Annotated in this window: 19 protein-coding genes; 14 read left to right on the top strand and 5 right to left on the bottom strand. The window is 69.1% G+C overall.

The genetic code is table 11. From position 1 onward, the window contains the following. Window positions 1-158 precede the first annotated feature (158 nt). From ASD77_RS06520 to ASD77_RS06510, 3 genes are all read left to right on the top strand, one after another. The gene (locus ASD77_RS06520) at window positions 159-1061 is read left to right on the top strand and encodes a recombination-associated protein RdgC (protein ID WP_055939039.1); all 903 of its coding nucleotides are present in this window, start codon (window positions 159-161) and stop codon (window positions 1059-1061) included. Window positions 1062-1138: 77 nt separating this feature from the next. Beyond that, window positions 1139-1927: a SprT family zinc-dependent metalloprotease gene (locus ASD77_RS06515; RefSeq protein WP_055939036.1), complete on the top strand. Its 789-nt coding sequence runs from the start codon at window positions 1139-1141 to the stop codon at window positions 1925-1927. A 131-nt stretch (window positions 1928-2058) separates the two neighbouring features. After that, on the top strand, window positions 2059-2691 hold the full coding sequence (locus ASD77_RS06510; RefSeq protein WP_055939034.1) for a hypothetical protein: 633 nt from the start codon (window positions 2059-2061) through the stop codon (window positions 2689-2691). Here the strand turns inward: ASD77_RS06510 and ASD77_RS06505 are convergent. Further along, the gene (locus ASD77_RS06505; RefSeq protein WP_055939024.1) at window positions 2668-3516 is read right to left on the bottom strand and encodes an alpha/beta hydrolase; all 849 of its coding nucleotides are present in this window, start codon (window positions 3514-3516) and stop codon (window positions 2668-2670) included. The two genes, ASD77_RS06510 and ASD77_RS06505, sit on opposite strands and share 24 nt — an antisense overlap. Then, window positions 3513-4475, bottom strand: coding sequence for a ferrochelatase (hemH, locus tag ASD77_RS06500; RefSeq protein WP_055939021.1), 963 nt, complete (start codon window positions 4473-4475; stop codon window positions 3513-3515). The genes ASD77_RS06505 and hemH overlap by 4 nt, the downstream gene beginning before the upstream one ends. A 118-nt stretch (window positions 4476-4593) precedes the next feature. On the opposite strand from hemH, the gene ASD77_RS06495 reads away from it, so the two are divergent. The 4 genes from ASD77_RS06495 to tatC all read left to right on the top strand — a co-directional run bounded on the left by ASD77_RS06495 (window position 4594) and on the right by tatC (window position 7040). After that, window positions 4594-5448 carry a lipid-binding SYLF domain-containing protein gene (locus ASD77_RS06495; protein ID WP_055939018.1) on the top strand — a complete coding sequence of 285 codons (855 nt, stop codon included), beginning with the start codon at window positions 4594-4596 and terminating at the stop codon, window positions 5446-5448. A gap of 81 nt (window positions 5449-5529) precedes the next feature. Continuing rightward, a complete protein-coding gene (tatA, locus tag ASD77_RS06490) occupies window positions 5530-5751 on the top strand; it encodes a Sec-independent protein translocase subunit TatA (RefSeq protein WP_055939014.1) in 222 nt (73 codons plus the stop codon). Between the two features lie 21 nt (window positions 5752-5772). Then, window positions 5773-6285: a Sec-independent protein translocase protein TatB gene (tatB, locus tag ASD77_RS06485; protein ID WP_055939011.1), complete on the top strand. Its 513-nt coding sequence runs from the start codon at window positions 5773-5775 to the stop codon at window positions 6283-6285. Then, entirely contained in the window at window positions 6282-7040 is a 759-nt protein-coding gene (gene tatC / locus ASD77_RS06480; RefSeq protein ID WP_055939007.1) for a twin-arginine translocase subunit TatC, read from the top strand. The genes tatB and tatC overlap by 4 nt, the downstream gene beginning before the upstream one ends. Before the next feature lie 114 nt (window positions 7041-7154). Here tatC and ASD77_RS06475 read toward each other — a convergent pair whose 3' ends face one another. Together ASD77_RS06475 and ASD77_RS06470 are read right to left on the bottom strand one after the other, a co-directional pair. Further along, complete coding sequence (locus ASD77_RS06475) at window positions 7155-8036, bottom strand: BPSS1780 family membrane protein (RefSeq protein ID WP_055939005.1); 882 nt, start codon at window positions 8034-8036, stop codon at window positions 7155-7157. Window positions 8037-8070: 34 nt separating this feature from the next. Next, the gene (locus ASD77_RS06470; RefSeq protein WP_327194184.1) at window positions 8071-8808 is read right to left on the bottom strand and encodes a glutamine amidotransferase; all 738 of its coding nucleotides are present in this window, start codon (window positions 8806-8808) and stop codon (window positions 8071-8073) included. An 84-nt stretch (window positions 8809-8892) separates the two neighbouring features. On the opposite strand from ASD77_RS06470, the gene glyQ reads away from it, so the two are divergent. The 7 genes from glyQ to ASD77_RS06435 all read left to right on the top strand — a co-directional run bounded on the left by glyQ (window position 8893) and on the right by ASD77_RS06435 (window position 21458). Next, complete coding sequence (gene glyQ / locus ASD77_RS06465) at window positions 8893-9825, top strand: glycine--tRNA ligase subunit alpha (RefSeq protein WP_055939002.1); 933 nt, start codon at window positions 8893-8895, stop codon at window positions 9823-9825. 169 nt (window positions 9826-9994) lie between these two features. Next, window positions 9995-12172 (top strand): glycine--tRNA ligase subunit beta, encoded by a 2178-nt coding sequence (gene glyS / locus ASD77_RS06460; protein ID WP_055938999.1) that lies wholly within the window; start codon window positions 9995-9997, stop codon window positions 12170-12172. A 240-nt stretch (window positions 12173-12412) separates the two neighbouring features. Further along, complete coding sequence (locus ASD77_RS06455) at window positions 12413-14197, top strand: autotransporter assembly complex family protein (RefSeq protein WP_055938997.1); 1785 nt, start codon at window positions 12413-12415, stop codon at window positions 14195-14197. Beyond that, window positions 14194-18027 carry a translocation/assembly module TamB domain-containing protein gene (locus ASD77_RS06450; RefSeq protein WP_235578487.1) on the top strand — a complete coding sequence of 1278 codons (3834 nt, stop codon included), beginning with the start codon at window positions 14194-14196 and terminating at the stop codon, window positions 18025-18027. Before ASD77_RS06455 ends, ASD77_RS06450 begins: the two co-directional genes overlap by 4 nt. Window positions 18028-18029: 2 nt before the next feature. Beyond that, the gene (locus ASD77_RS06445; protein WP_055938995.1) at window positions 18030-19076 is read left to right on the top strand and encodes a winged helix DNA-binding domain-containing protein; all 1047 of its coding nucleotides are present in this window, start codon (window positions 18030-18032) and stop codon (window positions 19074-19076) included. A gap of 76 nt (window positions 19077-19152) precedes the next feature. Next, window positions 19153-21294 carry a S46 family peptidase gene (locus ASD77_RS06440; protein ID WP_055938993.1) on the top strand — a complete coding sequence of 714 codons (2142 nt, stop codon included), beginning with the start codon at window positions 19153-19155 and terminating at the stop codon, window positions 21292-21294. Next, window positions 21291-21458 carry an oxidoreductase-like domain-containing protein gene (locus ASD77_RS06435; protein WP_055938991.1) on the top strand — a complete coding sequence of 56 codons (168 nt, stop codon included), beginning with the start codon at window positions 21291-21293 and terminating at the stop codon, window positions 21456-21458. The genes ASD77_RS06440 and ASD77_RS06435 overlap by 4 nt, the downstream gene beginning before the upstream one ends. Window positions 21459-21576: 118 nt before the next feature. On the opposite strand, the gene mnmG is transcribed toward ASD77_RS06435, so the two are convergent. Next, a complete protein-coding gene (gene mnmG / locus ASD77_RS06430; RefSeq protein WP_055938989.1) occupies window positions 21577-23466 on the bottom strand; it encodes a tRNA uridine-5-carboxymethylaminomethyl(34) synthesis enzyme MnmG in 1890 nt (629 codons plus the stop codon). Window positions 23467-23871 lie beyond the last annotated feature (405 nt).

Below are 23871 nucleotides of genomic sequence, written 5' to 3'. Positions count from 1 at the left end.
ACACCCCGCCGTCATCCCGGCGAAAGCCGGGATCCCTATCGCGCTTGTGCTTCAGCGGGCTGGCGGACAGCAGAAGCAGAATGGATCCCGGCTTTCGCCGGGATGACGGGCAAAACAACCGCACGCATTCCCCTCATTTACCGGACCCTGATTCCCCGATGTTCTTTCGCAACCTGACGCTGTTCCGCTTCCCCACCTCCCTCGATTTCTCCCAGCTCGATGAGCTGCTTCCGGAAGCCGCATTGAAGCCGGTCGGCCCGCTGGAGCTGTCCTCGCGCGGCTTCATCTCGCCGTTCGGTCGTGGCGAAGAGGCGCTGTCCCACCGCATCAGCGACGCCATCTGGCTGAGCGTCGGCGGCGAGGACAAGATCCTGCCCGGCGCGGTGGTCAACGACCTGCTGCAGAAGAAGCTGCTGGAGATCGAGGCGAAGGAAGGCCGCAAGCCCGGCGGCAAGACCCGCAAGCGGCTGAAGGACGACCTGCTGCACGAGCTGCTGCCGCGTGCCTTCGTCAAACCGTCGCGCACCGATGCGCTGATCGACCTGGAGCACGGCTTCATCGCCGTCGATGCGTCCTCGCGCAAGACCGGCGAGAACGTGATGTCGGAAGTCCGCCGCGCGCTGGGCAGTTTCCCCGCGCTGCCCCTGAATGCCGAAGTCGCGCCGCGCAGCGTGTTGACCGGCTGGATCGCCGGTGAGCCGCTGCCGGAAGGCCTGTCGCTGGGCGAGGAGTGCGAGCTGAAGGACGCGATGGAAGGCGGTGCGGTGGTGAAGTGCCAGAACCAGGAACTGCAGAGCGACGAGATCGCCAAGCATCTGGAAGCCGGCAAGCAGGTCACCAAGCTGGCGCTGGTGCTGGACGATCACGTGTCGTTCGTCCTCGGCGAAGACCTGATCGTGCGCAAGCTGAAGTTCCTCGACGGGGCCGTCGACCAGTTGGAGAACGCCGAACACGACGACCTGCGCGCCGAGCTCGATGCCCGCTTCGCGCTGATGGCCGGCGAACTGAAGCGGCTGTTCCTGGTACTGGAGCACGCGCTGAAGCTCAGCAAGGCGGAGTGACCGCCGCTGCGTGGCGCGGAGCATGCTCCGCTCTGCGCGATGCCTTCGCAGCACGCCGCTTCCGCTACCATCGCGCCATGCCGTCCCTGCTCCAGCGCCTGACCACCCGCACGCCCCGCAGCGTCGAACGCGACACGGTGACGCTGCAACTGGAGGACGGCCGCGACCTGGAGGTCCAGCGGGTGCGCGATCCGCGCGCCAAGCGGCTGAAGCTGAGCATCGACGAACGCGGCGCGCGGCTGACGCTGCCCTGGCGCGCCAGCCTGGTGGCCGGCGACCGCTTCCTGCAGCAGCACCGCGGCTGGCTGGCCGACCAGATCGCCCGCCATGCGCCGGACGAAGACGCCTCGGCGTTCGTGCCGGGCGTCTCCACGCACCTGCCGCTGCGCGGCGAGGACGTGCCGCTGCACTGGCTCGAGGGCCGCTTCGCCCGCATCGAACGGCACGCGGACGGCATCCACGTGCACCTGCCCGCCCGCGTCAGCGAGGCCACCTTGCGGCGGACCTTGCGCGCGTTCTACGAAGCCGAGGCGCGGGCCGACATCGGCCGCTGGCTGCCGGCCTACCTCGCAGGACTGCCGCGCGCGCCGCGCCAGATCCGGCTGAAGGTGATGTCTTCGCAATGGGGCTCGCTGGCGCCGGATGGGGCCCTGACGCTGGACCTGGCACTGGTGCTGGGCCGGCCCTCGGCCTTCGAGTACGTGCTGGTCCACGAGCTGTGCCACCTGCTGCAGGCCAACCATTCGCCGGCCTTCTGGCAGGAAGTCGAGGCGCGTTTCCCCGACTGGCGGGACGAGCGGGCATGGTTCCACGCCGAGGGGCGGCGACTGAAGGCCCGGCTGCACCGGCTGCTGGCGGCGGACTGAGGGCGCGGAACGTGATGTGAGACATCTCATGTCCGGAATGAGATGTGCATCACGATTTGAGGGGCAAGCCGATGCCGGCAGGTCTCTGGGGGACCCGGCCACGCGGCCCTCCTTTCCCTTCGAAACCGCCCATGGACCGTCGCCCGATTTTCCCGCTGTCCTCCGTCCCGCCTGTCGACCCGTCGGCTGCCGGCAACCCGGTCGCCACCCCCCGTACGCCTTCGCTGCGCGGGTTCTCCCTGTATGCCATCCCGCCTTCTGAAACGGCCGCCAGCCTCGGTGCCCGGCGCGCGTTGATGAGCCGCAAGAGCGTGTCGGTGGAGGAAGTCGGTACGCGCGCGCGGGAGCGGCGGCGCGCCGCCAGCAAGATCGAGCGCTTCGACCGCCTCGCCCGGCTGCTGCTCATGCTGTTGGTCATCGCCGGCGTGGTCGCCTGGCTGGGCAGCGCGCGCGACTCCGTTCCGGTGCTGCTGACCGGCTATGTCCTGCTGGGACTGTCGGCCGCGGCGCTGATCGCCCGGGTCACGCGCACCCCCGAGGCCGCACGCCTGCCGTTGGAGCGCTACTACCTGCCGGACGAGCAACTGGCCAGCGCCGAGGACATCACCCTGCTGCGCCGCCTGGCGCAGGAGGACAGCGAACTGGATGCCGCCACCGCCGCGTGGTGGCGCAGCACCGCGCCGATCCGCAAGGGCGACGTGCGCCTGGCGCTGGAGTTCTCCCACGCCAAGCGCGCGGGATCAGGTCTCGCGCAGAAACGCTGAAATCCGCGCCGCCACCGCGGCCGGATCTTCCATGTGCAGGTGATGCGTGCCGGCCAGCACGTGCAGGCGGCCGTCGGGCAGCAGCGCCGCGCGCTGCGAGCGCAGCGGCTCGGGGAAGTAGACCTGCGGCGGGTCCGCATAGACCACCGTGGCCGGGCAGGCGATGCCGGCCACCAGCGCCGCCAGCTGCGCCTCATCCAGCCGCTGCGGCGTGGGCAGGGTCAGCCGCGGGTCGCTGCTCCAGACGAAACCGCCCTCCACCGGCCGCACGCCGCGCTCCACCAGCAGCCGCGCCGCCGGTTCGCTCAACTGGTTGGCCAGCATCCGCGCGCGCACCGGCGCGGCGAGATCGGCGAACACGCGCAACTGCTTGCCCGGCAGCGCACGCGCGGCCGCGATCGCCTCGCGCCAGCGATCGGCGGTGCGCTCGACGGTTTCCGCCAGGCCGCCCAATGCTTCGATCGCCACCAGCCGCTGCACCCGCTGCGGCACGGCCGCCGCCATCAGGCTGGCAATGCCGGCGCCCATCGAGTGCCCCAGCAGCGAAAACGTCTCCCAGCCCAGCGCATCGGCGATGTCCAGCACCGCGTTGACCGCCACGCCGCTGGTGTACTCCGCGCCCGGCGCGAGATGCGCGCTGCGGCCATGGCCCGGCAGGTCGGGCGCCACCAGGTGCACCCCCGGCAGATGCGCGGCCAGCGGCACGAAGCTCGCCGCGTTGTCCAGCCAGCCGTGCAGCGCCAGTACCCGCGGGCCCTCGCCGCCGCCCCGCAGGCCGGTGATGCGCCCGAGCGGAATGTCGACGGCGAACTCGCGCAGCCTCATGCGTCCGCGTCGCCCGCCCGGCAGGCCAAGGCGGCCAGCGCTTCCACATGGCGGGCATCGTCGTTGAGGCAGGGGATGTAGCGCAGCGCGCCGCCGGCGTGGGCGAACTCCTCGGCAAAGCCGATGCCGACTTCCTCCAGGGTTTCCAGGCAGTCCACCGCAAAGCCGGGGCAGACCACGTCGACCTTGCGCACACCGCGCGCAGCCAGGGCCTGCAGCGTGGTGTCGGTGGCCGGCTCCAGCCAGCGCTCCTTGCCGAAGCGGGACTGGTAGGTCAGCGTCCATTCGTCGTCACGCAGGCCCAGCGCCTGCACGATGGCGCGCGTGCTGGCCTCGCAGCGCTGCGGGTACGGATCGCCGTTGCGGGCCAGCCGCTGCGGCAGGCCGTGGTACGAGAACAGCAGGTGTTCGCCTGCGCCCTGGCCATCGCGCCACTGCCGGATCGAGTCCACCACCGCGGCCACCCAGCCGGCATCGACCGAGTAGTCGTCGATGAAGCGCACGTCCAGCCCCGCCGCTTCGCGCACCACCACATCGCGCACCGATTCGGTGGTCGTGGTGGAGTACTGCGGATACAGCGGCAGCACCACCACGCGCTGCACGCCGTCGGCACGCAGCGCGCGCAGGCGCGTGGCCACGGAGGGCGCGCCGTAGCGCATCGCGTCGTGCACGCGCCAGTCCGGCAACCGCGCCTGCAGGGCCTCGGCCAGCCGCCGCGTGTAGACCGCCAGCGGCGAGCCCTCGGGCAGCCAGATGCTGGCGTACTTCGCCGCCGCCTTCGGTCCGCGCAGCGGCAGGATGATGAAATGCAGCAGCGGACACCACAGCCAGCGCGTCAGCTGCACCACGCGATGGTCGTGCAGGAACTCGGCCAGGTAGCGGCGGACGGCGCGTGGCGTCGGTGCCTCGGGCGTGCCGAGGTTGACGACGAGCAGGGCGGTGGGGGGCGTGTCGTGCATCCGCGTATTGTGGCAGAGCATGCGCCCGGCGCCGTCGCTGTCAGCGCCGATTCATCCGCCCCCGCCTAGTTTCAGGCGGTTGCAGCCCTCTGCTGCGAAACCCCTGTATGGAGCCGCCATGAACCGCACCTCCCGTCGCCTGCTGCCGCCCACCGCGCTTGCGCTGGCCGCCGCCCTGTTCGCCGGCCAGGCCATCGCGGGTCCCAAGGAAGACGAGCGCGCCACCAATGCGGTGCGCGTGCTCAACGAGATCCAGCGCATCCCCGAGAACGGCATCCCCGACAAGCTGCTCGACGAGGGCAAGGCGATCATCGTCATCCCCGACACCCTGAAGGCCGGCCTGGTAATCGGCGGCCGTCGCGGCCATGGCCTGATGTCGGTGAAGAATGCCGACGGCAGCTGGTCGCAGCCGGTGTTCATCAAGCTCACCGGCGGCAGCATCGGCTTCCAGGCCGGCGTGCAGTCCTCCGACGTGGTGCTGGTGTTCCGCAACGACCGCTCGCTCGACTCCATCGTCAACGGCAAGTTCACCCTCGGCGCCGATGCCGGCGTCGCCGCCGGTCCGGTCGGCCGCAATGCCAGCGCGTCCACCGATGGCCAGCTGAAGGCCGAGATCTGGTCGTGGTCTCGCGCGCGTGGCCTGTTCGCCGGCGTGGCGCTGGATGGCGCAGTGCTGCAGATCGACGATGACGCCAACACCGCCGTCTACGGCAGCGCCGCCACGCCGCGCGCCATCTTCGAGAGTCGCGCCGGCCAGCCGTCGGATGCCGTGGTCGGCTTCCGCGACGAACTGGAAGAAGTCACCGAGCTGGCCCGCGGCAATCGCGGTACCACCGGTGCCGCCCCCGCGACGGCACAGGCGCCCGCACCGGCGGTGGCGCCGGTGGTGGTCGAGGCGCCCGCCCAGACGCAGGGATTCGAGCCCGTGCAGGACGGCGAAGTGCGCACCGAGCCGCTCGACACCACACCCTGACGGAAGTAATGGGCGATGGGTCGCCATCCCGGCGGCCCGCCTGCGCTATCCTGAGCGCCCCAACTTTCCTGCGAGCACACCATGGGCAGTTTGAGCATCTGGCATTGGATCATCGTGCTGGTGGTCGTGTTGCTCGTCTTCGGCACCAAGCGCCTGCGCAATGCCGGCCAGGACCTGGGCGAAGCGGTCAAGGGCTTCAAGAAGGGCATGAAGGACGACGACAAGCCGGCCGGGCAGTTGAACGACCAGTCGCGCACCGACGAGTCCAGCGCCGCCAAAGAGCGCGACCGCGACGCCAGCTGATCGCGCGGCATCGCAGCCGCCATGTTCGATATCGGCTTCAGTGAACTGCTGGTCGTCGCGGTCGTCGCGTTGATCGTGCTGGGTCCCGAGCGCCTGCCCAAGGCGGCGCGCTTCGCCGGCCTGTGGGTGCGCCGGGCGCGCGCGCAGTGGTATTCGGTGAAGGACGAGCTGGAGCGCGAACTCGCCTCGGAAGAACTCAAGCGCAACCTCAAGGATGCCCAGGACGCGCTGCGCGACACCGAACAGCGCATCCGCGACAGCGCGAAAGAGACCGAACGCCAGTTCGAGGACGTCCGCCAGGCCGCGCGGGACGATGCCAAGGCGCTGCGCGACGACGTCGAGTCCGCCATCACGCCCCCCGCGCTGGCGAGACCGCCCGCCGCGCCTGCGGCCGCGGACCCCGACCCGTTGATCGAACACGAGGTACGTGCCGCCTCGACGGCCGATGCGCCTGTCGATGCGCCGCAGGACCAGGCCGCCGAACCCGCAACCGGCACCACCGCCGACCTGTTTCCGCCGAAGGAATCGCGATGAACCGCGAATTCGGGGGCCAGGAGGCCGAAAGCAGCCTGATGGAACACCTGCTGGAACTGCGCACGCGGCTGATGCGCGGGCTGGCGGGGACCGGCGTGATCCTGCTGGCGCTGCTGCCGTTCGTGCGCCAGCTGTACGACCGCCTGGCGCAACCGCTCATTTCCCAACTGCCCGCCGGCCAGGCGACGCAGATGATCGCCAGCGATCCCACGTCCGGGTTCTTCGCGCCGATCAAGCTGGCGTTCTTCCTCGCCCTGTTCCTCTCCTCGCCCTGGCTGCTGTACCAGGCATGGAGCTTCGTCGCACCCGGCCTGTACAAGCACGAGAAGCGGCTGGCGGTGCCACTGCTGGTCTCGTCCATCGCGCTGTTCTATGCCGGCTGCGCGTTCGCCTACTTCCTGGTGCTGCCCAGCGTGTTCCACGCATTGACGGTGTTCACGCCGGACATCGTGACGCTGGCGCCGGACCCGGCAAAGTACCTGGACTTCGTGATGGTGATCTTCCTGGCCTTCGGCGTCAGCTTCGAGCTGCCGGTGGCGCTGGTGATCATGGTGCTGCTGGGCTGGGTGACGCCGCAGCAGCTGCGCGAAGGCCGGGGCTATGCCATCGTCGGCGTGTTCGTCATCGCCGCGCTGATCACCCCGCCCGATGTGGTGTCGCAGCTGATGCTCGCCATCCCGATGTGCCTGCTGTACGAGCTGGGCATCATCGCCGCGGGCTGGCTGAAGCCGCGCCCGCGCCCCGACAGCGCTTGAGCCGTCACGCTGCCGAACGCACCGCAGCGCGCCCGGACGGATAATCCATCACGCTCCCTCAATCTGGTCGCCTCGTAGGGTGGGCCTTGGCCCACCACTCGCGGTGCCTGAGGCTCAGACCTCGATCCGCGCCGGCGCCGTGGGCGCACCGGGAACCGCGTCGCCCTTGCCCAGCATCTGCCGCCACGCCGCATACGCCGCACCGGCCAGCACCGGCATCACCAGCGCCAGCAGCGCGAACTGCCACAGGCCCATCGCGATGGTCGCACCGACCGCCAGCGCCAGGATCGACGCCACCAGCAGCGAGCCCATGCCGACGGCGAAGATCGCGATGCCCGCCAGCAGGTAGAACACCAGCATGGCCGTCCAGTTGTGCAGGCAGGCGCGAAGGCTGTTGCGCATGGCGTCCATGACGTGGGCGCCGGAGAACAGGATCTGCGGCGAGGCGACGAACGTCATCCACTTCACCGCCACGAAGACGATCGCCACCAGCAGCAGCCACAACAGCAGGCGGCCGGCCGGCAGGCCTTCCACCAGCGAGGGATCGGGCTGGCCGCCGGCGGCCGCGATGGTCTGCATCTGCTGGTAGACCTCGGCCAGGTGCTGCAGCTGTTCGGTGCCCACCAGCACGAACAACAACGCCCCCATCACCAGCGCGGCCAGCAATTGCGGCAGCAAGGTGGCCAGCAAGGCCGGCGCATGGCCGTCGCGGACCGGCTGCAGCAGGTGCGACGGCTGCGCGGCGCGTCCCTGGTCGACTTCGCGCACGGCCCACAGCATGCCGGCGAAGAACAGCGGCCCCGCCAGCACCAGCAGGAACTGCATCGCCAGCGTCATCGCCGGCAGCGTCACCGCCACCAGCATCACGACCATCGACAACAGGCCCCACAGCACGGCCAGCGTGGCCAGCGGCACCGGCGCCCGCTTCAGCAGCGCGAAGCCCGCCAGCAGCCATTCCGCGCCGGCACTGGCCGGCACCTTGTTGATCGTCGACATCGGGGATCTCGGGGGAGGTATGGAACGAGGAGACTCAGCGCGCGTGCAGGCCACGCGCATGGCGGACGAACCGCCGCAACAGTTTGCGGGCTTGCGGCGCCGCCGTCACGCTGCGGGCGATGGTGCCCGGGCAGCGCCCTTCGCTGCGCAGATGGTCGGCGCGGGCATGCACGTAACCGCGCATGTGGTGGGTGGCGAATTCGGGGTGGAACTGCACGCCCCAGGCGCGGTCGCGCCAGCGGAACGCATGGCAGTCGTCCTGCTCGGAGCGCGCCAGCACGGTGGCGCCCTCCGGCGGACGGGCCACAGTCTGCACGTGGGTCGCATGCGCGGTGAATTTCAGCGGCAGCGCGGCGAACAGCGGATCGTCCTGCGCCTGCGGATGCAGGTCGATGTGGACGGTGCCGGATTCGCGCCCGGCCGGGTTGTAGGCCACCTCGCCGCCCAGCGCATGCGCCAGCAGCTGGTGGCCGTAGCAGATGCCGAGCAGCGGCAGGCCTCCGTGGGCGGCGTCGCGCAGCCAGTCGGCACTGCGCTCGCTCCAGTCGGCGCGGTCGGTGACCATCGCGGCGGAGCCGCTGACGATGACGCCGGCGAAGCCCTCGCGCGACGGCAGCACGTCGCCACGCTCCACGTTCGCCACCACCGTCTCGTCGGCCTCCAGTCCGGCGGCCACGCGGATCCAGTGCGGGAAGCCGCCATAACGCCGCATCGAGCGCACCGGCTGGCCGGTTTCAACGATGAGGAACGGGGCTTTCACGGAGGTATCCACGACGGCGGCGAACGGGCGAAAAGGGCGGAAGGACAAGGGCTTGCCCGTATACTAGCCCGCTTTTCCGCAGTGCACGATAACGCGATGACCGGACAAACCATTTCACCGGTAACCAGCTTCCAGGGCCTCAGCTTCCAGGCCCTGATCCAGACCCTGAACCAGTACTGGGCCGAGCAGGGCTGCGTGCTGATCCAGCCGCTGGACCTGGAAGTGGGCGCCGGCACGTTCCACCCGGCCACCTTCCTGCGCGCACTGGGACCGGAGCCGTGGAATGCCGCCTACGTGCAGCCCAGCCGCCGCCCCACCGACGGCCGCTATGGCGAGAACCCCAACCGCCTGCAGCGTTACTACCAGTACCAGGTGGTGATGAAGCCCAACCCGGACAACATCCAGGAGCTGTACCTGGGGTCGTTGAAGGCGCTGGGCATCGACCCGCGCGTGCACGACCTGCGCTTCGTCGAGGACAACTGGGAATCGCCGACGCTCGGCGCCTGGGGCCTGGGCTGGGAAGTGTGGTTGAACGGCATGGAAGTCACCCAGTTCACCTACTTCCAGCAGGCCGGCGGGCTGGAATGCCGGCCGGTGCTGGGCGAGATCACCTACGGGCTGGAACGCCTGTGCATGTACCTGCAGAACGTCGACAACGTGTACGACCTGGTGTGGACGGTCGGTCCGCAGGGCGTGGTGAAGTATGGAGACGTGTACCACCAGAACGAGGTGGAACAGAGCACGTACAACTTCGAGCATGCCGACGTGGAGGAACTGTTCCACCGCTTCGACGCCTGCGAGAAGGAAGCGCTGAAGCTGGTCGAGGTCGGCCTGCCGCTGCCTGCGTACGAGCAGGTCTGCAAGGCCAGCCACAGCTTCAACCTGCTGGACGCACGTCGCGCCATTTCCGTCACCGAGCGCCAGCGCTACATCCTGCGCGTGCGCAAGCTGGCGCAGGCGGTGGCCGAGGCGTATTACGCGCAGCGGGAGAAGCTGGGGTTTCCTGGTTTGAAGAAAGAATCCGCTTGAAGCCCCTCTCCCGTCGGCGACCGCAGGAAGTCCCTGTGGGAGAGAGGGGTTGGGGAGAGGGTACGGCGACATCCGGATCGTTCACCCCCAACGACTCCGCCGCACCCTCATCCGCCCTTCGGGCACCTTTTCCCGCAGGGAGAAGGGAACAACTCAAGGTTGCATGCACATGAGCGAACAAACATCCCTGCTGATCGAACTGGGCACCGAAGAGCTGCCGGTCAAGGCGCTGCCGGGCCTGGCGCAGGCTTTCTTCGACGGCGTGATCGCGGCGCTGGAAAAGCGCGGCATCGGGTTCGAGCGCGGCGACGCCAAGCCGCTGTACACGCCGCGCCGCCTGGCGGTGCTGCTGCCGGCGGTCGAGGTGGAGCAGCCCGAGCAGAAGTCCGAAGTGCTGGGCCCGTACCTCAACATCGCGCTGGATGCGAACGGTGCGCCGACCAAGGCGCTGGAAGGCTTCGCCGCCAAGGCCGGCATCGACTGGACGCAGTTGGAGCGCACCACCGACGGCAAGGGCGAACGCTTCGTGCATCGCGCGGTGAAGCCCGGCGCGAGGACCGCCGACCTGCTGGCCGACATCGTGCGCGAGGCGCTGGCCGGCATGCCGATCCCCAAGCCGATGCGCTGGGGCGACCACGACTACGCCTTCGCGCGGCCGGTGCACTGGCTGGTGCTGCTGCTGGGCCAGGACGTGGTGGACGCGCAGGTGCTGGGCGTGACCTCCGACCGCATGAGCCGCGGCCATCGCTTCGAGCACGACAAGCCGGTGTGGATCGGCCAGCCTGACGACTATGTGGATGCGCTGCGCGCTGCCAGGGTGCTGGTCGATGCCGACGCACGCCGCACGCGCATCGTCGAGGAAGTGCAGCAGGCCGCAGCCCGGGCCGGCGGCAGTGCGCGCATCACCGACGACAACCTGGAACAGGTGGTCTGCCTGACCGAGTGGCCGTCGGCGGTGCTGTGCAGCTTCGAGTCCGCGTTCCTCGCCGTGCCGCAGGAAGCGCTGATCGAGACGATGGAGATCAACCAGAAGTTCTTCCCGGTGCTGAGCGATGGCGGCAAGCTGACCGAGCACTTCATCGGCATCGCCAACATCGAATCGCAGGACGTCGACGAAGTCCGCAAGGGCTACGAGCGCGTGATCCGTCCGCGCTTCTCCGACGCGAAGTTCTTCTTCGACGAGGACCTGAAGCAGGGACTGGTGTCGATGGGCGACGGCCTGAAGACCGTCACCTACCAGGCCAAGCTGGGCAGCGTCGCCGACAAGGTCGCGCGCGTAGCGGCGCTGGCGGAAACCATCGCCGCGCAGGTCGGCGCCGATCCGGTGCAGGCGCGTCGCGCCGCGGAACTGGCGAAGAACGACCTGCAGTCGCGCATGGTCAACGAGTTCCCCGAACTGCAGGGCATCGCCGGCCGCCACTACGCGCTCGCGGCGGGCGAGCCGAAGGAGATCGCGCTGGCCATCGACGAGGCCTACCAGCCGCGCTTCGCAGGCGACGACATCGCGCTGTCGCCGCTGGGCAAGGTGCTGGCCATCGCCGAACGCCTCGATACGCTGGCGGGCGGGTTCGCCGCCGGGCTGAAGCCGACCGGCAACAAGGATCCGTTTGCGCTGCGGCGGAATGCATTGGGGCTGGCGCGCACGGTGATCGAGAGTGGATTAAATCTTGATGTCCGCTCGCTGATCCAGAAGGCTGCAGAACTCGTCATGTTCGCAATGTCTGATGTCTCTCTTCGTGCAAAAGTCGCTGCTGCAGACTCCGCCCGCGAGAAGGGAGTCGATGCACCCACAACGCATAGTCAGCAGAGGTCGTTGGTAGAAACCAATTTCCAGGAAATCTATCCCTTCATTCTTGATCGCCTGCGTAGCTACTATGCAGAGAAGGGGGTGCCTGCTGCTCACTTCAGTGCGGTTGCAGAGTTGGATCCCGTCCCGGCCTCGCTCTACGACTTCGACACCCGCCTGGACGCCATCGGCACCTTCGCCACGCTGCCGGAGGCCGACGCACTGGCCGCGGCCAACAAGCGCATCGGCAACATCCTGAAGAAAGCCGACATCGCCATCCCGCATGCGATCGACCGCGCGCTGCTGAAAGACCCGGCCGAAAGCGCGCTGGCCGAAGCGGTGGAAGCGGTGATCGGCGAGACCGACGAAGCCCTGCACCACCATGACTACGTGACCGTACTGAACCACCTCGCCCGCCTGCGCCCGCAGGTCGATGCGTTCTTCGACAGCGTGATGGTCAACGCCGACGACCCGGCCGTGCGCGCCAACCGCCTGGCCCTGCTCAAGCGTCTGGCCGACCGCTTCCGCGCGGTGGCGGCGATCGAGCATCTGTCGGGCTGACGTCCTCGCCATGCGCCCCCTCCCCTGCTTGCGGGGGAGGGCTGGGGTGGGGGCAAGCGCGATGCATGGATCGCTTGGATGGACATCACTCGCGTCATGTTTCTCTCGCCCCCATCCCGGCCTTCCCCCGCATGCGGGGGAAGGAGCGCATCACGGCGATCGCATGTTTCCGTGAACGATGCGCTGCGTGATTGCGCCACCCCTTCACCCCCCTTAACCCGCACCGGGTATCCTGCGCGCATGCGTCGATTTCCCCGCCTCGCCACCGCCGTCGTCCTGTTCGCCGCCATGGGCCATGCCTGGGCTGCGGCCATCGTCGACAAGGTGCAGATCGAGGGGCTCGACGACGAATTGATGGTGGAAAACATCAATACCGCGCTGTCGCTGAACGACTCGCTGGGCAAGCGGCTGGGCGAGTCGCGACTGGAATACCTGCTTGGCGAAGCCGTCGCCGAAACGCGCGAAGCGCTGGAGCCGTTCGGTTACTACTCGCCCACCGTCACCGTCGATGCACCGCGCGTCGAGGGTGCGCAGGACGAGCGGCTGACCGTCACTGTGCGCGTGCAGTTGGGCGAGCCGGTGCGCGTGCGCAAGCGCGACCTGTCCATCGAAGGCGAAGGCGGCGAAGACCGTTACCTGAAGGAAGACCTGGCCGCCTTCGCACCCAACATCGGCGAGGTGTTCGACCACACCACGTACGAAGCCAGCAAGCTGGTCATCGTGCGGCGGCTGGCGGATCGCGGTTATTTCGATGCCGACTTCACCCATCGCCGCGTGGAAGTCACGCGCGCCGACCATGCCGCCGACATCGCGCTGGGCTGGGTCAGCGGCATCCGCTATGACATGGGCGCCACCACCTTCCACCAGGACAAGTTCGAGCCGGGACTGCTGGAGAAGCTGGTGTACTGGGAAGAAGGCAGCTACTTCCACCAGGGCAAGCTGGACCGCCTGCGCGAATCGCTGGTGGGGCTCGACTATTTTTCCAGCATCGACATCCAGGCCAACCCCGACAAGGCCGTCGAAGGCCGCGTGCCGGTGGACGTGAACCTGGAACTGGCCAAGCGCGACATCTACACCGCCGGCGTCAGCTACGGCACCGAAAGCGGCCCGGGTATCCGCCTGGGCCTAGATCGCCGCTACGTGAATTCGCGTGGGCACAAGCTGTCCACGCACCTGGACTATGCGCAGAAGCGCAAGACGCTGCTGACCCAGTACCGCATTCCCGCCTTCAAGTGGCTGGATGGCTGGTACACCGTGGGCGTGCAGGCCAGCGACGAACAGACCGACTACATCGACCTGCGCCATGTCGAGTTCACCGGCAGCCGCAGCGGCCAGGTCAGCGAGGACTGGACGGCGGTGGCGTCGATCCACGCGCTGCGCGAGCGCTGGCGTTATGTCGAGGACGATCCGCTCACCGGCCTGCCCGACACCACCGTGCAGTACGCCACGTTCACTTACCCGTCGCTTCGCGCCGACTACACCAACTCGCCGGTCGGCTCGAACCGGCCTGACCAGCTGGCCGGCTCGATCCTGCTGCGCGGCGGCGTGGACGGTGCAGGGTCCGACGCCAACTTCCTGCAGTTCCACCTGCGCGCGCGCTGGTCTCAGCGGTACAAGACCAACAGTGCGCTGATCGTGCGCGGTGAGTACGGCCACACGTTCACCAGCTCGCTGGTGGCGATGCCGCCGTCGCTGCGCTTCTTCGCCGGTGGCGACCGCAGCATCCGCGGCTATTCCTGGCGCGAAGTGGGCCCACGCCGCGGCGACTACGCACTGGGCGCCAAGAACGTGGTCACCGGCAGCGTGGAATACGAGTTCTATCCCAAGGGCGGACCGTACGGCGGCGCGGTGTTCGTCGATACCGGCAGCGCATTCGACGGCACCCGTCCGGACCTGAGCACCGGCGTCGGCATCGGCCTGCGCTGGCGCTCGCCGGTAGGACCGGTGCGGCTGGATCTGGCGCATGGCCTGAACGATCCGGATTCCGGCGTCCAGATCTACCTCAACATCGGGACGGACCTGTGAGGAAGCACCGGCTCCCCGACAACCTGACCCCGGAAGAGCGCGAAGCGCGCATCGCCGAACTGCGCGCGCGCCGCAAGGCGCGCATGCGCACGCTGGCGATCCGCAGCGCGATCGGCACCGGCGTGCTCACCGTGCTGCTGTGCGTCGGCTTGTACTGGCTGTTGCAGACCGTCGCCGGCCGCGACGTGCTGCTGGCGCAGATCAAGGCGCGGCTGCCGGCGGACGCGTCGCTGGAGTATCGGGACGTCGAAGGCCCGATCGCCGGCCCGCTGACGCTGCGCGGCGTGGACTTCCGCTGGGACACGATCCGTTTCACTGCCGACGAGGTGTACCTGGAGCCGGACCTGCGTCCGCTGCTCGGCAAGCGCCTGCGCCTGGACGTGCTGAAACTGCGCGGCGCGATGCTCGACGTGCCGAAGAGCGACGAGCCGTTCGAACTGCCGCATTGGCCCGATGTACTGCCGCAGATCGAAATGCCGCTGGCGATCCAGGCGGACGTGCTGGAGATCGACCGCTTCCTGGTCCGCCAGAGCGGCCAGCGCCTCATCGACATCGCACGCGCCACCGGCGCCATCGACATCGGCAACGGCTACGTGCATGCCGAGAAGCTGGCCATCGCCAGCGACCGTGGCGCGTTCGGCGTGCACGGCGGCTACGCGCCGCGCGATGGCTATGCCACCGACCTCACGGCCACGGGCGTGTTCCCCGCGTCGCTGGGTCGTACGCCGGCGCGCATCGGCCTGGTGGCACGCGGCAACCGTGCACGCATGAATGTCGGCGTGTCGGGCGCCGCGCCGGCCCCCGTGCGCGCCACACTCACGCTGCGTGGCGAGACGAAGCCGACCTGGAGCTTCGCCGCGAAGACGGAAGCCTTGGACCTCTCGCTGCTCGGCGTGATGGACGACAGCACGCCGGTGGCGTTCGACCTGGTGGCCAAGGGCGCCGGCGGCGCGGCCGACCTGCAGGGCACGGTGCAGCAGGGCGACATCGCCGTCGTGATCGAGCCCTCGCATGCCCGCATCGACGGCGAAGTGCTGACCGTGGAACCGCTGGCGATCCGCGCATTCGATGGCTATGCCTCGCTGCGCGGGCGCGCCGACTTCACGGTGCCGGAGAATCCCGAGTTCCGCTTCGCGGTCAATGCGCGCGGCCTGCGCTGGGGCACGGAAGCCGACAGCATGATCGGCGCCGAAGGCGACTTCGGCCTGGCCGGCAAGCTGGAAGCGTGGGCGGCTATCGGCAAGGCCACGCTGACGCGCGGCGACGACAGCGCGCTGCTGGAATTCGACGGCCGCGGCAATGCCGAGCGCGTGCAGCTGGAAACGCTGCGCGCCACCATGCCCACCGGCACGCTTGATGCGACCGGCACGGTCGGCTGGGCGCCGGTGCTGGACTGGGACGTCAGCGCCACGCTGGCCGGCTTCGATCCCGGCTATTTCGCCGCGGGCTGGAACGGCAACGTCTCCGGCAACCTCGCCTCGAAGGGCCGTCAGCGCGAGGACGGCCTGTTCCAGGGCACGCTGGAGGTACCGAAACTCAGTGGCCGCCTGCGCGACCGTCCGCTCGACGCGCGCGGCACCTTCGCGCTGGACGGCCATAACGGCGAAGGCGACCTGGCGCTGTCGCTGGGCGGCAGCCGCGTCACCGCCAAGGGCAAGGTGGGCGACACGCTGGCCATCGACGCCGCGTTCCGCCCGCTCAACCTGGCCGATCTGCTGCCCGACGCCAGCGGCACGCTGTCCGGCACCGTCAACCTCACCGGCGCGCGCACTGCGCCGAACATCGACGCCGACCTCGGTGGCGAGAACCTGCGCTGGAACGACTGGAGTGCCGGCGCGCTCAGCCTGCGCGGTCGACTCCCGTGGCGCAGCGGCAGCGGCGACCTCGCGCTGCAGGGCAGTGCCGTGGATGTCGGCACCGTGCTGGACACCGTCAGCCTCAACGCGCGTGGTGCGGTGGAAGACCTGCGCATCGAGGGCGATGCACGCAACGCGATGGGCGCCGTCGCGCTGTCGGGCACCGCACAGAAACGCGGCGCCAACTGGCAGGGCACACTCGATGCCTTGCGCATCGCGCCGTCGAAGGGCAACCCGTGGACGCTGCGGCAGCCGGCGCGCTTCGCGCAGAACGGCGCCAACTGGACGCTGTCGGAGAGCTGCCTGGGCTCCGACATCGGCGGCGCGCTGTGCGCCAGCGCCAACTGGCCGCGGCAGGGGCTGGACGTGCGCGGCGAGGCGCTCTCGCTGGCACTGGTGCAACCGTGGCTGCCGCCGGCCGATGGCCGTCCGCTGACGCTGCGCGGCGAGTTCACGCTCGACGCGACCCTGCGTCCCGCCGGCAATGCATGGCAGGGCGAGGTGCACCTGGCCTCACTCGATGGCGGCCTGAAGATGGGCACCACCGCGCGTGGCGAAATCATCCGCTACGACAACTTCACCCTCGACGTCGACTTCACCCCGCAGCGCATCCAGGGGCGCCTGGGCACCGGCTTCAAGGGCGACGGTTATGTCGATGCGACCTTCACTACCGGCTGGGACGCGTTCGCTCCGCTGAAGGGCGATCTCTACTTCAACAATTCGCGCCTGTTCTGGATGGAGCTGTTCTCGCCGGACCTGGTGCGTCCGCGCGGTACGCTGGCCGGACACATCGGCCTCGCCGGCACGCGTGGGCGTCCGCTGCTCAGCGGCGAGGCGACGCTCACCGAGTTCACCGGCGAACTGCCCGCGCTCGGCGTGTCGCTGGTCGAAGGCGGCGCAGAACTGGTCGCCCTGTCCGACGGCAGCGCGCGCATCGACGGCAGCATGAAGACGGTCTCGTCCACCGGCGGCACCGGCACCGGCGGCGTGCTCAACGTGTCGGGCACGCTGGGCTGGAACAACGACACCACGCCGCTGCAGTTCCAGGTGCGCGGCGACAACGTGCTGGTGGCCGACACCACCGACCTGCGCGCGGTCGCATCGCCGAACCTGCAGGTCGGCTTCGCCGACAACACCATCCAGGTGCGCGGCGAGGTCGGCATTCCCTCCGCCACCATCGACGTGGAGAAGCTGGACGACGGCGTATCGGCCTCGGAGGACGTGGTCGTCCTCGATCCGGCCGATCCCGAGCGCGCGCCGAGTTCACGGCTGGACCTGGATCTCGCCCTGAAGGTCGGCGACCAGGTCGAACTCAAGGGCTACGGCCTGGAAGGCACGCTGGCCGGCACGATGCACGTGCGCTCGCAGCCGGGCCGCGAAATGCTGGCGACCGGCCGCCTGGACGTCGATGGCCGCTACGAAGCCTACGGCCAGAAGTTGCGCATCACCCGCGGCGAGCTGACCTGGAGCAACAACGCCGTCTCCGATCCGCGCATCAACATCCGCGCGGAACGCGAAGTGGTCAGCGCCAGCGTCACCGCCGGCATCGACGTCACCGGTCGCGCCAGCCAGCCGCGTGCGCGGGTATGGTCGAATCCGGCGATGGCCGAATCCGAAGCGCTCGCCTACCTCGTGCTGGGACGCTCGCTCAACACGGCCAGCAGCGACGAAAGCCAGCGCATCAACGCGGCCTCGTCCGCGCTGGGCGCCGGCGCCGGCCTGCTCGCCTCGCAGCTCGGCGCCAGGATCGGCCTGGACGATGCCGGCGTGCTGGAATCGCGCACGCTGGGCGGCTCGGTGTTCGGCGTGGGCAAGTACCTGTCGCCGAAACTGTACGTCAGCTATGGCGTCTCGATGGTCGGCTCCGGCTCGGCGGTGACGTTGAAGTACCTGCTGCGCAAGGGCTTCGACGTGGAAATCGAATCCAGCACCATCGAAACGCGCGGCTCGGTCAACTGGCGCAAGGAGAAGTAAGCGTGTTGCCGTCACTGACGGCGCGACGCCTGCAGGCACAGCGGATCGCCACGCCTGTCGCCGCCTCGCCCGCCGATGCCGTGCGGCACATGGCGGCAATGCAGGCGCAGGACTACCACGCAGCCTTGTGGGCCGTGGGCCTTCGTATGGCGGATGCGACGCTGACCCAGGTCGAGGATGCGATCGTGCGTGGCGAGATCGTGCGTACCTGGCCGATGCGCGGCACGCTGCACCTGCTGGCGCGCGAGGACGTGCGCTGGATGGTGGCGCTGCTCGCGCCGCGTGTGCAGGCCGCCAATGCCGCACGTATCGCGCGCGACGTCGGCTTCGATGCGCCTGCACTTGCGCACGGCCGGCAGGTGATGGAACAGGCGCTCCGGGACGGCGTGCCCGTGGCCCGATCCGAGCTGTACGCCCGCCTGGACGCCGCCGGCATCGCCAGCGGCAACCAGCGCGGCCTGCACCTGCTGAACTGGCTGGCGCACGAAAGCGTCCTCTGCCAGGGACCCCGCCACGGCAAGCAGCCCACATTCGTGCTGATGGATGCGTGGGTGCCGCCCAGCGCACCGCTCGGCCGCGACGAAGCGCTGCACCGGCTCGCGCTGCGCTATCTGCAGGGCCACGGGCCCGCGACCGTGGCCGACCTGGCATGGTGGTCCGGACTGACGCAGAAGGATGCATTGCATGCGTTGAATCTGGCCGCACCGGAGCTGGGACACGAGATCCGGGACGGCGCGACATGGTGGTGGCGGGCCGATGCACCGGCCAAGTCGCGCTCGCGCGCCTTCCACCTGCTGCCGGCATTCGACGAATACCTGATCGGTTACCGCAACCGCACCCCGGTGCTGGATGCCGCGCACACCCGGCGCGTGTTCGGCGTCAACGGGCTCGTCGCCGCCACGGCGATCGTCAGGGGCCGCGTGGCGGCGACCTGGAAGCGCGAGGCCGACGGCGGCGTGGCACTCGACCCCTTGCGCACACTGGAAGATGCCGAGCATGCGGGCATCCAGCGCGCGGCGCAGCGCTGGCAACGCTTCCTCGCCGGCTGACGACACGACACGGACCGTCATTGCCGCACCGCGACCGGACCGATATCGTTTCCGTCTTCCTCGCAGGATCCCGACCATGCGCCACCGACGCTCGACGACCGCCCTCGCCCTGGGCATCGCCCTGTCCCTGCCCGCCCACGCCGACGAAGGCATGTGGATGCCGTCGCAATTGCCTGCGCTGTCGAAGACGTTGCGCGAGGCCGGCTTCAAGGGCGATCCGAAGACGCTGGCCGACGTCACTGCCGCGCCGCTGAGCGCCGTCGTGCGCGCGGGCGGCGGTACCGGCGCGTTCGTGTCGCCTGACGGCCTGATCCTGACCAACCACCACGTCGCCTACGGCGTGATCCAGTACAACAGCAAGCCCGGGCACAACCTGATCGACGACGGTTTCATCGCCGCCGACCGCGCAGGCGAACTGCCGGCGAACCCGGATTTCCGCGTGCTGGTGACGGTGGGCTACGACAAGGTCACCGACACCGTGCTGAAGGAGACGGCCGGCAAGACCGGACGCGACTACTTCGATGCGGTGGACCGCGCCAGCAAGGCCATCGTCGCCGAATGCGAAGCCGGCGGCGGCGTGCGCTGCAGCGTCGCCAACATGTACTACGGCACCGACTTCTACCGCATCACCCAGCTGGAACTGCGCGACATCCGCCTGGCCTACGCACCGCCGCGTGCGATCGGGAACTACGGCGACGAGATCGACAACTTCATGTGGCCGCGCCACACCGGCGACTTCACCCTGCTGCGCGCGTATGTCGGCAAGGACGGCAAGCCGGCCGCCTACAGTCCCGACAACGTGCCGTACACGGCGCCCGCGCACCTGAGGCTGGCCAAGGACGGGCCGAAGGCCGGCGACTACGCCATGCTCGCCGGCTATCCGGGCATCACCTTCCGCCACCGCACCGCCGCCGAGTTCGACGGGCAGGTCAACTGGACCCTGCCCACGCGCGTGGCGGTGTTCGACGAACTGATCGATGTGGTGGAGGCCGCCGGCGCGAAGGATGCCGATGCGAAAACCCGCTACGCCGCGCAGCTGCAGTCGCTGAAGAACAACCGCAAGCGCGCCGCCGGCGAACTGGAAGGCCTGCGCCGCAGCGATGCGGTGCGCGTGCGTGCCGATGACGAGCGCGGCATGCTGGCCACCGATGCGGCGGCCAGGGAACGCGCCGAAATCGACGCGCTCGCCGCCTCGATCGCCAGCGGCACGGCGGTACGCGAGCGCGAGCTTCTGCTGTCGTTGTTAGGTGCGCAGTCCCAGCTGATGCGCGCGGCGATCACGCTGGAACGGCTGCGCCTGGAATCGGCCAAGCCGGATGCGGAGCGCGAGAGCGGCTATCAGGCGCGCGACCACGCGCTGATCGAAGGCGTGCTGAAGCAGGTGCAGCGCCGCTATGCGCCGGAGGTGGAGAAAGCCCTGCTCACCGCGCTGCTGGTCCGCTACCAGCAGTTGCCGGACGCGCAGCGCCTGCCTGGCTTCGATGCCGCGTTCGGTCGTACGCCCGCGGCACTGAAGCAGGCCCTCGACACCCTGTACGGCGGCACGAAGCTGGGCGACGAAGCCGAACGCCTGTCGCGCTTCGCTGCCGCACGCGAGGGCAAGCCGCTCGCCGCCGATCCCCTGATCGACCTGGCGGTGACGCTGGTGCCCGAACAACTGGCGCTGGAACAGGAGCGCAAGACCCGCGAAGGCGAGCAGCTGCGCCTGCGCCCGGCCTACATGCGCGCCTTGTTCGCCTGGCGCACGCAGCAGGGGCGCGCCCTCTATCCCGATGCCAACGGCACGCTGCGCGTCAGCTTCGGCAAGGTCGACGGCTTCTCCCCGCGCGACGGCGTGCGCTACACGCCGGTGACGACGGTGGCCGGCATCGTCGAGAAGAACACCGGCACGGTGCCGTACGATGCGCCCACGCCCTTGCTCGACGCCATCGCCCGCGGCGACTTCGCCGGTACCGAAGATCCGGCGCTGAAGACGCAGACCGTCAACTTCCTCACCAACCTCGATACCACCGGCGGCAACTCCGGTTCGCCCGTGCTCAACGCGCGCGGCGAGCTGATCGGCCTGAATTTCGACAGCAACTGGGAATCGGTCAGCGCCAGCTGGATGTTCGACCCGCGCTACAAGCGCGCCGTGCACGTCGACATGCGCTACCTGTGCTGGCTCATGGGCAAGGTCTATCCGGCGCCGCACCTCTTGAAGGAGATGGGCGCACCGTGACGCCCGACGACGACCCGCGCCCCCTCGCCCCCGAGCCCCCGCTACCCAGCGACTGCTGCAACAGCGGCTGCCCGATCTGCGTGCACGACCTGTACGCGGAGCAGCTGCAGCACTACCGCGAACAGCTGGCGGCGTGGGAGCAACGACATCCATCCGCCGAGTGAACACTCTCTTGTGGGAGCGACGTGAGTCGCGATACCCGCCTCATGCAGCCGCCTCCCGATAGCCGGAACGCTGACACTCCCCTTCGCGACTTACGTCGCTCCCACAACAGCGCGGCGCTTACGCCACCCGCGTACGCCGCGCTCGCTCCAGATGCACCAGCAGCAGCGAGATGGCGGCCGGGGTCATGCCGGGGATGCGCTGGGCCTGGCCGATGGTCTCGGGCTGTACGCGTTCGAGCTTCTGCTGCACTTCGGCCGACAGGCCGCGCACGCCGGCGAAATCGAAGCCGGCCGGGATGGGCGTGGATTCGTTGCGCTGCTGGCGTTCGATCTCATCGCGCTGGCGGTCGAGGTAGCCGGCGTACTTCACGCCGATTTCCACCTGCTCGGCCACCTGCGCATCGTCCACGCCAGGGCCGATCGACGGCACGGCGACCAGCGTGGCGTAGTCCAGTTCCGGGCGCTTGATCAGGTCGAGCACGTTGGTCTCGCGACTGACCTGCACGCCGAGCGTATCGGCGACCTCGCGGCCCAGCGCATTCGCCGGCGTGGCCCACAGCGCGCGCAGGCGGCCGGTTTCGCGTGCGATGGCTTCACGCTTTTCTTCGAAGCGCTGCCAGCGCGCATCGTCGACCAGGCCCAGCGTGCGGCCGGTTTCAGTCAGGCGCAGGTCGGCATTGTCCTCGCGCAGCTGCAGCCGGTACTCGGCGCGGCTGGTGAACATGCGGTACGGCTCCTTGGTGCCGTGCGTGATCAGGTCGTCGACCAGCACGCCCAGGTAGGCCTCGTCGCGGCGCGGCGACCAGGCGTCCTTCTGTTGCACGAAACGCGCGGCATTGAGGCCGGCGAGCAGGCCCTGCGCCGCGGCTTCCTCGTAGCCGGTGGTGCCGTTGATCTGGCCGGCGAAGAACAGGCCCGCGACCGCCTTCGTCTCCAGCGAAGCCTTCAGCCCGCGCGGATCGAAGAAATCGTATTCGATGGCGTAGCCCGGTCGCGTGATGTGCGCGTGCTCCATGCCGCGGATGCTGCGCACCAGCGCCAGCTGCACGTCGAACGGCAGCGAGGTGGAGATGCCGTTCGGATAGATTTCGACGACGTCGAGGCCTTCCGGTTCGACGAAGATCTGGTGGCTGGCCTTCTCGGCGAAGCGCACCACCTTGTCCTCGATCGACGGGCAGTAGCGCGGACCGATGCCTTCGATCTGGCCGGAGTACATGGGCGAGCGATGCAGCGCGCCGCGGATGATCTCGTGCGTCTGCTCGCTGGTATGGGTGATCCAGCACGACACCTGGCGCGGATGGTCGGCGACGTGGCCCATGAACGACATCACCGGCAGCGGATCGTCGCCGGGCTGCTCTTCCATCACGGAATAATCGAGCGAGCGGCCGTCGATGCGCGGCGGCGTGCCGGTCTTCAGCCGATCGACGACGAAGGCGCCTTCGCGCAACCGCTGCGCCAGCGCGGTGGCCGGCGGATCGCCGGCGCGCCCGGCGGCGTACTGCGTTTCGCCGACATGGATCTTGCCGGCGAGGAAGGTACCCGCCGTCAGCACGACCGCGGGCGCATGGAAGGTCAGTCCCGTCTGCGTGACCGCGCCACGCACGGTGCCGTTCTCGATGACCAGATCATCGACCGCCGCCTGGAACAGCGTCAGGTTCTGCTGCGCTTCCACCGCGCGGCGGATCGCACTGCGGTACAGCGCGCGGTCGGCCTGGCAACGCGTCGCACGCACGGCCGGCCCCTTCGAGGCGTTGAGCGTGCGCCACTGGATGCCGGCGCGGTCGGCCGCCCACGCCATCACGCCGCCCAGTGCGTCGATCTCCTTCACCAGATGCCCCTTGCCGATGCCGCCGATGGCGGGGTTGCAGCTCATCGCGCCCACCGTCTCCACGTTGTGCGTCAGCAGCAGCGTGCGCGCGCCGGCCCGCGCCGACGCCAACGCGGCCTCGGTGCCGGCATGGCCGCCGCCGATGATGATGACGTCGTAGTGGTGGAAGCTCGGGCTCATGGGACGGGTTCGGTGGCGAAGACGGGAAGGCGTGGGATCGGGGGTGGCACCCGCACACGGCGGCGGGGAAGTTGGCACGCTTCCTGCTGTATCCCCCTGCACCCGTCGTGGCAAGCGACCAGGGGCGCCGGGCTGGTAATTGGAACAGGGGCCAGCCATGCGCACGCCGGGGATGCCGAGGGGCCGGTAGTCGGGGGACTGCCGGCCCCTTTTTTATGCGCGCAGGATACCAGAGCAAGAAAAAAGCCCGGCAAAGCCGGGCTTTTTGTTAGGCGCCGACGCCCGATGGGGCCGGAACAGGGGGGATCCAGATTTCCCCACCGGACGTCGACATTGAACCTTTAATTGCCGCTTACGTCAGAAAGCGACGCTACCGGTCAACTCAGGCTCGAAATCGCGTCAACG

The organism is Pseudoxanthomonas sp. Root65 (assembly GCF_001427635.1).
GTDB lineage: Bacteria > Pseudomonadota > Gammaproteobacteria > Xanthomonadales > Xanthomonadaceae > Pseudoxanthomonas_A.
Note: the sequence above shows the minus strand (reverse complement) of the source record. Positions and strands in the feature narration are given on the sequence as shown.

Excerpts from the sequence above, each read along its gene's own strand:
- ASD77_RS06520 (WP_055939039.1), top strand. The coding sequence starts at position 159 with ATGTTCTTTCGCAACCTGACGCTGTTCCGCTTCCCCACCTCCCTCGAT.
- ASD77_RS06515 (WP_055939036.1), top strand. The coding sequence starts at position 1,139 with ATGCCGTCCCTGCTCCAGCGCCTGACCACCCGCACGCCCCGCAGCGTC.
- ASD77_RS06510 (WP_055939034.1), top strand. The coding sequence starts at position 2,059 with ATGGACCGTCGCCCGATTTTCCCGCTGTCCTCCGTCCCGCCTGTCGAC.
- ASD77_RS06505 (WP_055939024.1), bottom strand. The coding sequence starts at position 3,516 with ATGAGGCTGCGCGAGTTCGCCGTCGACATTCCGCTCGGGCGCATCACC.
- hemH (WP_055939021.1), bottom strand. The coding sequence starts at position 4,475 with ATGCACGACACGCCCCCCACCGCCCTGCTCGTCGTCAACCTCGGCACG.
- ASD77_RS06495 (WP_055939018.1), top strand. The coding sequence starts at position 4,594 with ATGAACCGCACCTCCCGTCGCCTGCTGCCGCCCACCGCGCTTGCGCTG.
- tatA (WP_055939014.1), top strand. The coding sequence starts at position 5,530 with ATGGGCAGTTTGAGCATCTGGCATTGGATCATCGTGCTGGTGGTCGTG.
- tatB (WP_055939011.1), top strand. The coding sequence starts at position 5,773 with ATGTTCGATATCGGCTTCAGTGAACTGCTGGTCGTCGCGGTCGTCGCG.
- tatC (WP_055939007.1), top strand. The coding sequence starts at position 6,282 with ATGAACCGCGAATTCGGGGGCCAGGAGGCCGAAAGCAGCCTGATGGAA.
- ASD77_RS06475 (WP_055939005.1), bottom strand. The coding sequence starts at position 8,036 with ATGTCGACGATCAACAAGGTGCCGGCCAGTGCCGGCGCGGAATGGCTG.
- glyQ (WP_055939002.1), top strand. The coding sequence starts at position 8,893 with ATGACCGGACAAACCATTTCACCGGTAACCAGCTTCCAGGGCCTCAGC.
- glyS (WP_055938999.1), top strand. The coding sequence starts at position 9,995 with ATGAGCGAACAAACATCCCTGCTGATCGAACTGGGCACCGAAGAGCTG.
- ASD77_RS06455 (WP_055938997.1), top strand. The coding sequence starts at position 12,413 with ATGCGTCGATTTCCCCGCCTCGCCACCGCCGTCGTCCTGTTCGCCGCC.
- ASD77_RS06440 (WP_055938993.1), top strand. The coding sequence starts at position 19,153 with ATGCGCCACCGACGCTCGACGACCGCCCTCGCCCTGGGCATCGCCCTG.
- mnmG (WP_055938989.1), bottom strand. The coding sequence starts at position 23,466 with ATGAGCCCGAGCTTCCACCACTACGACGTCATCATCATCGGCGGCGGC.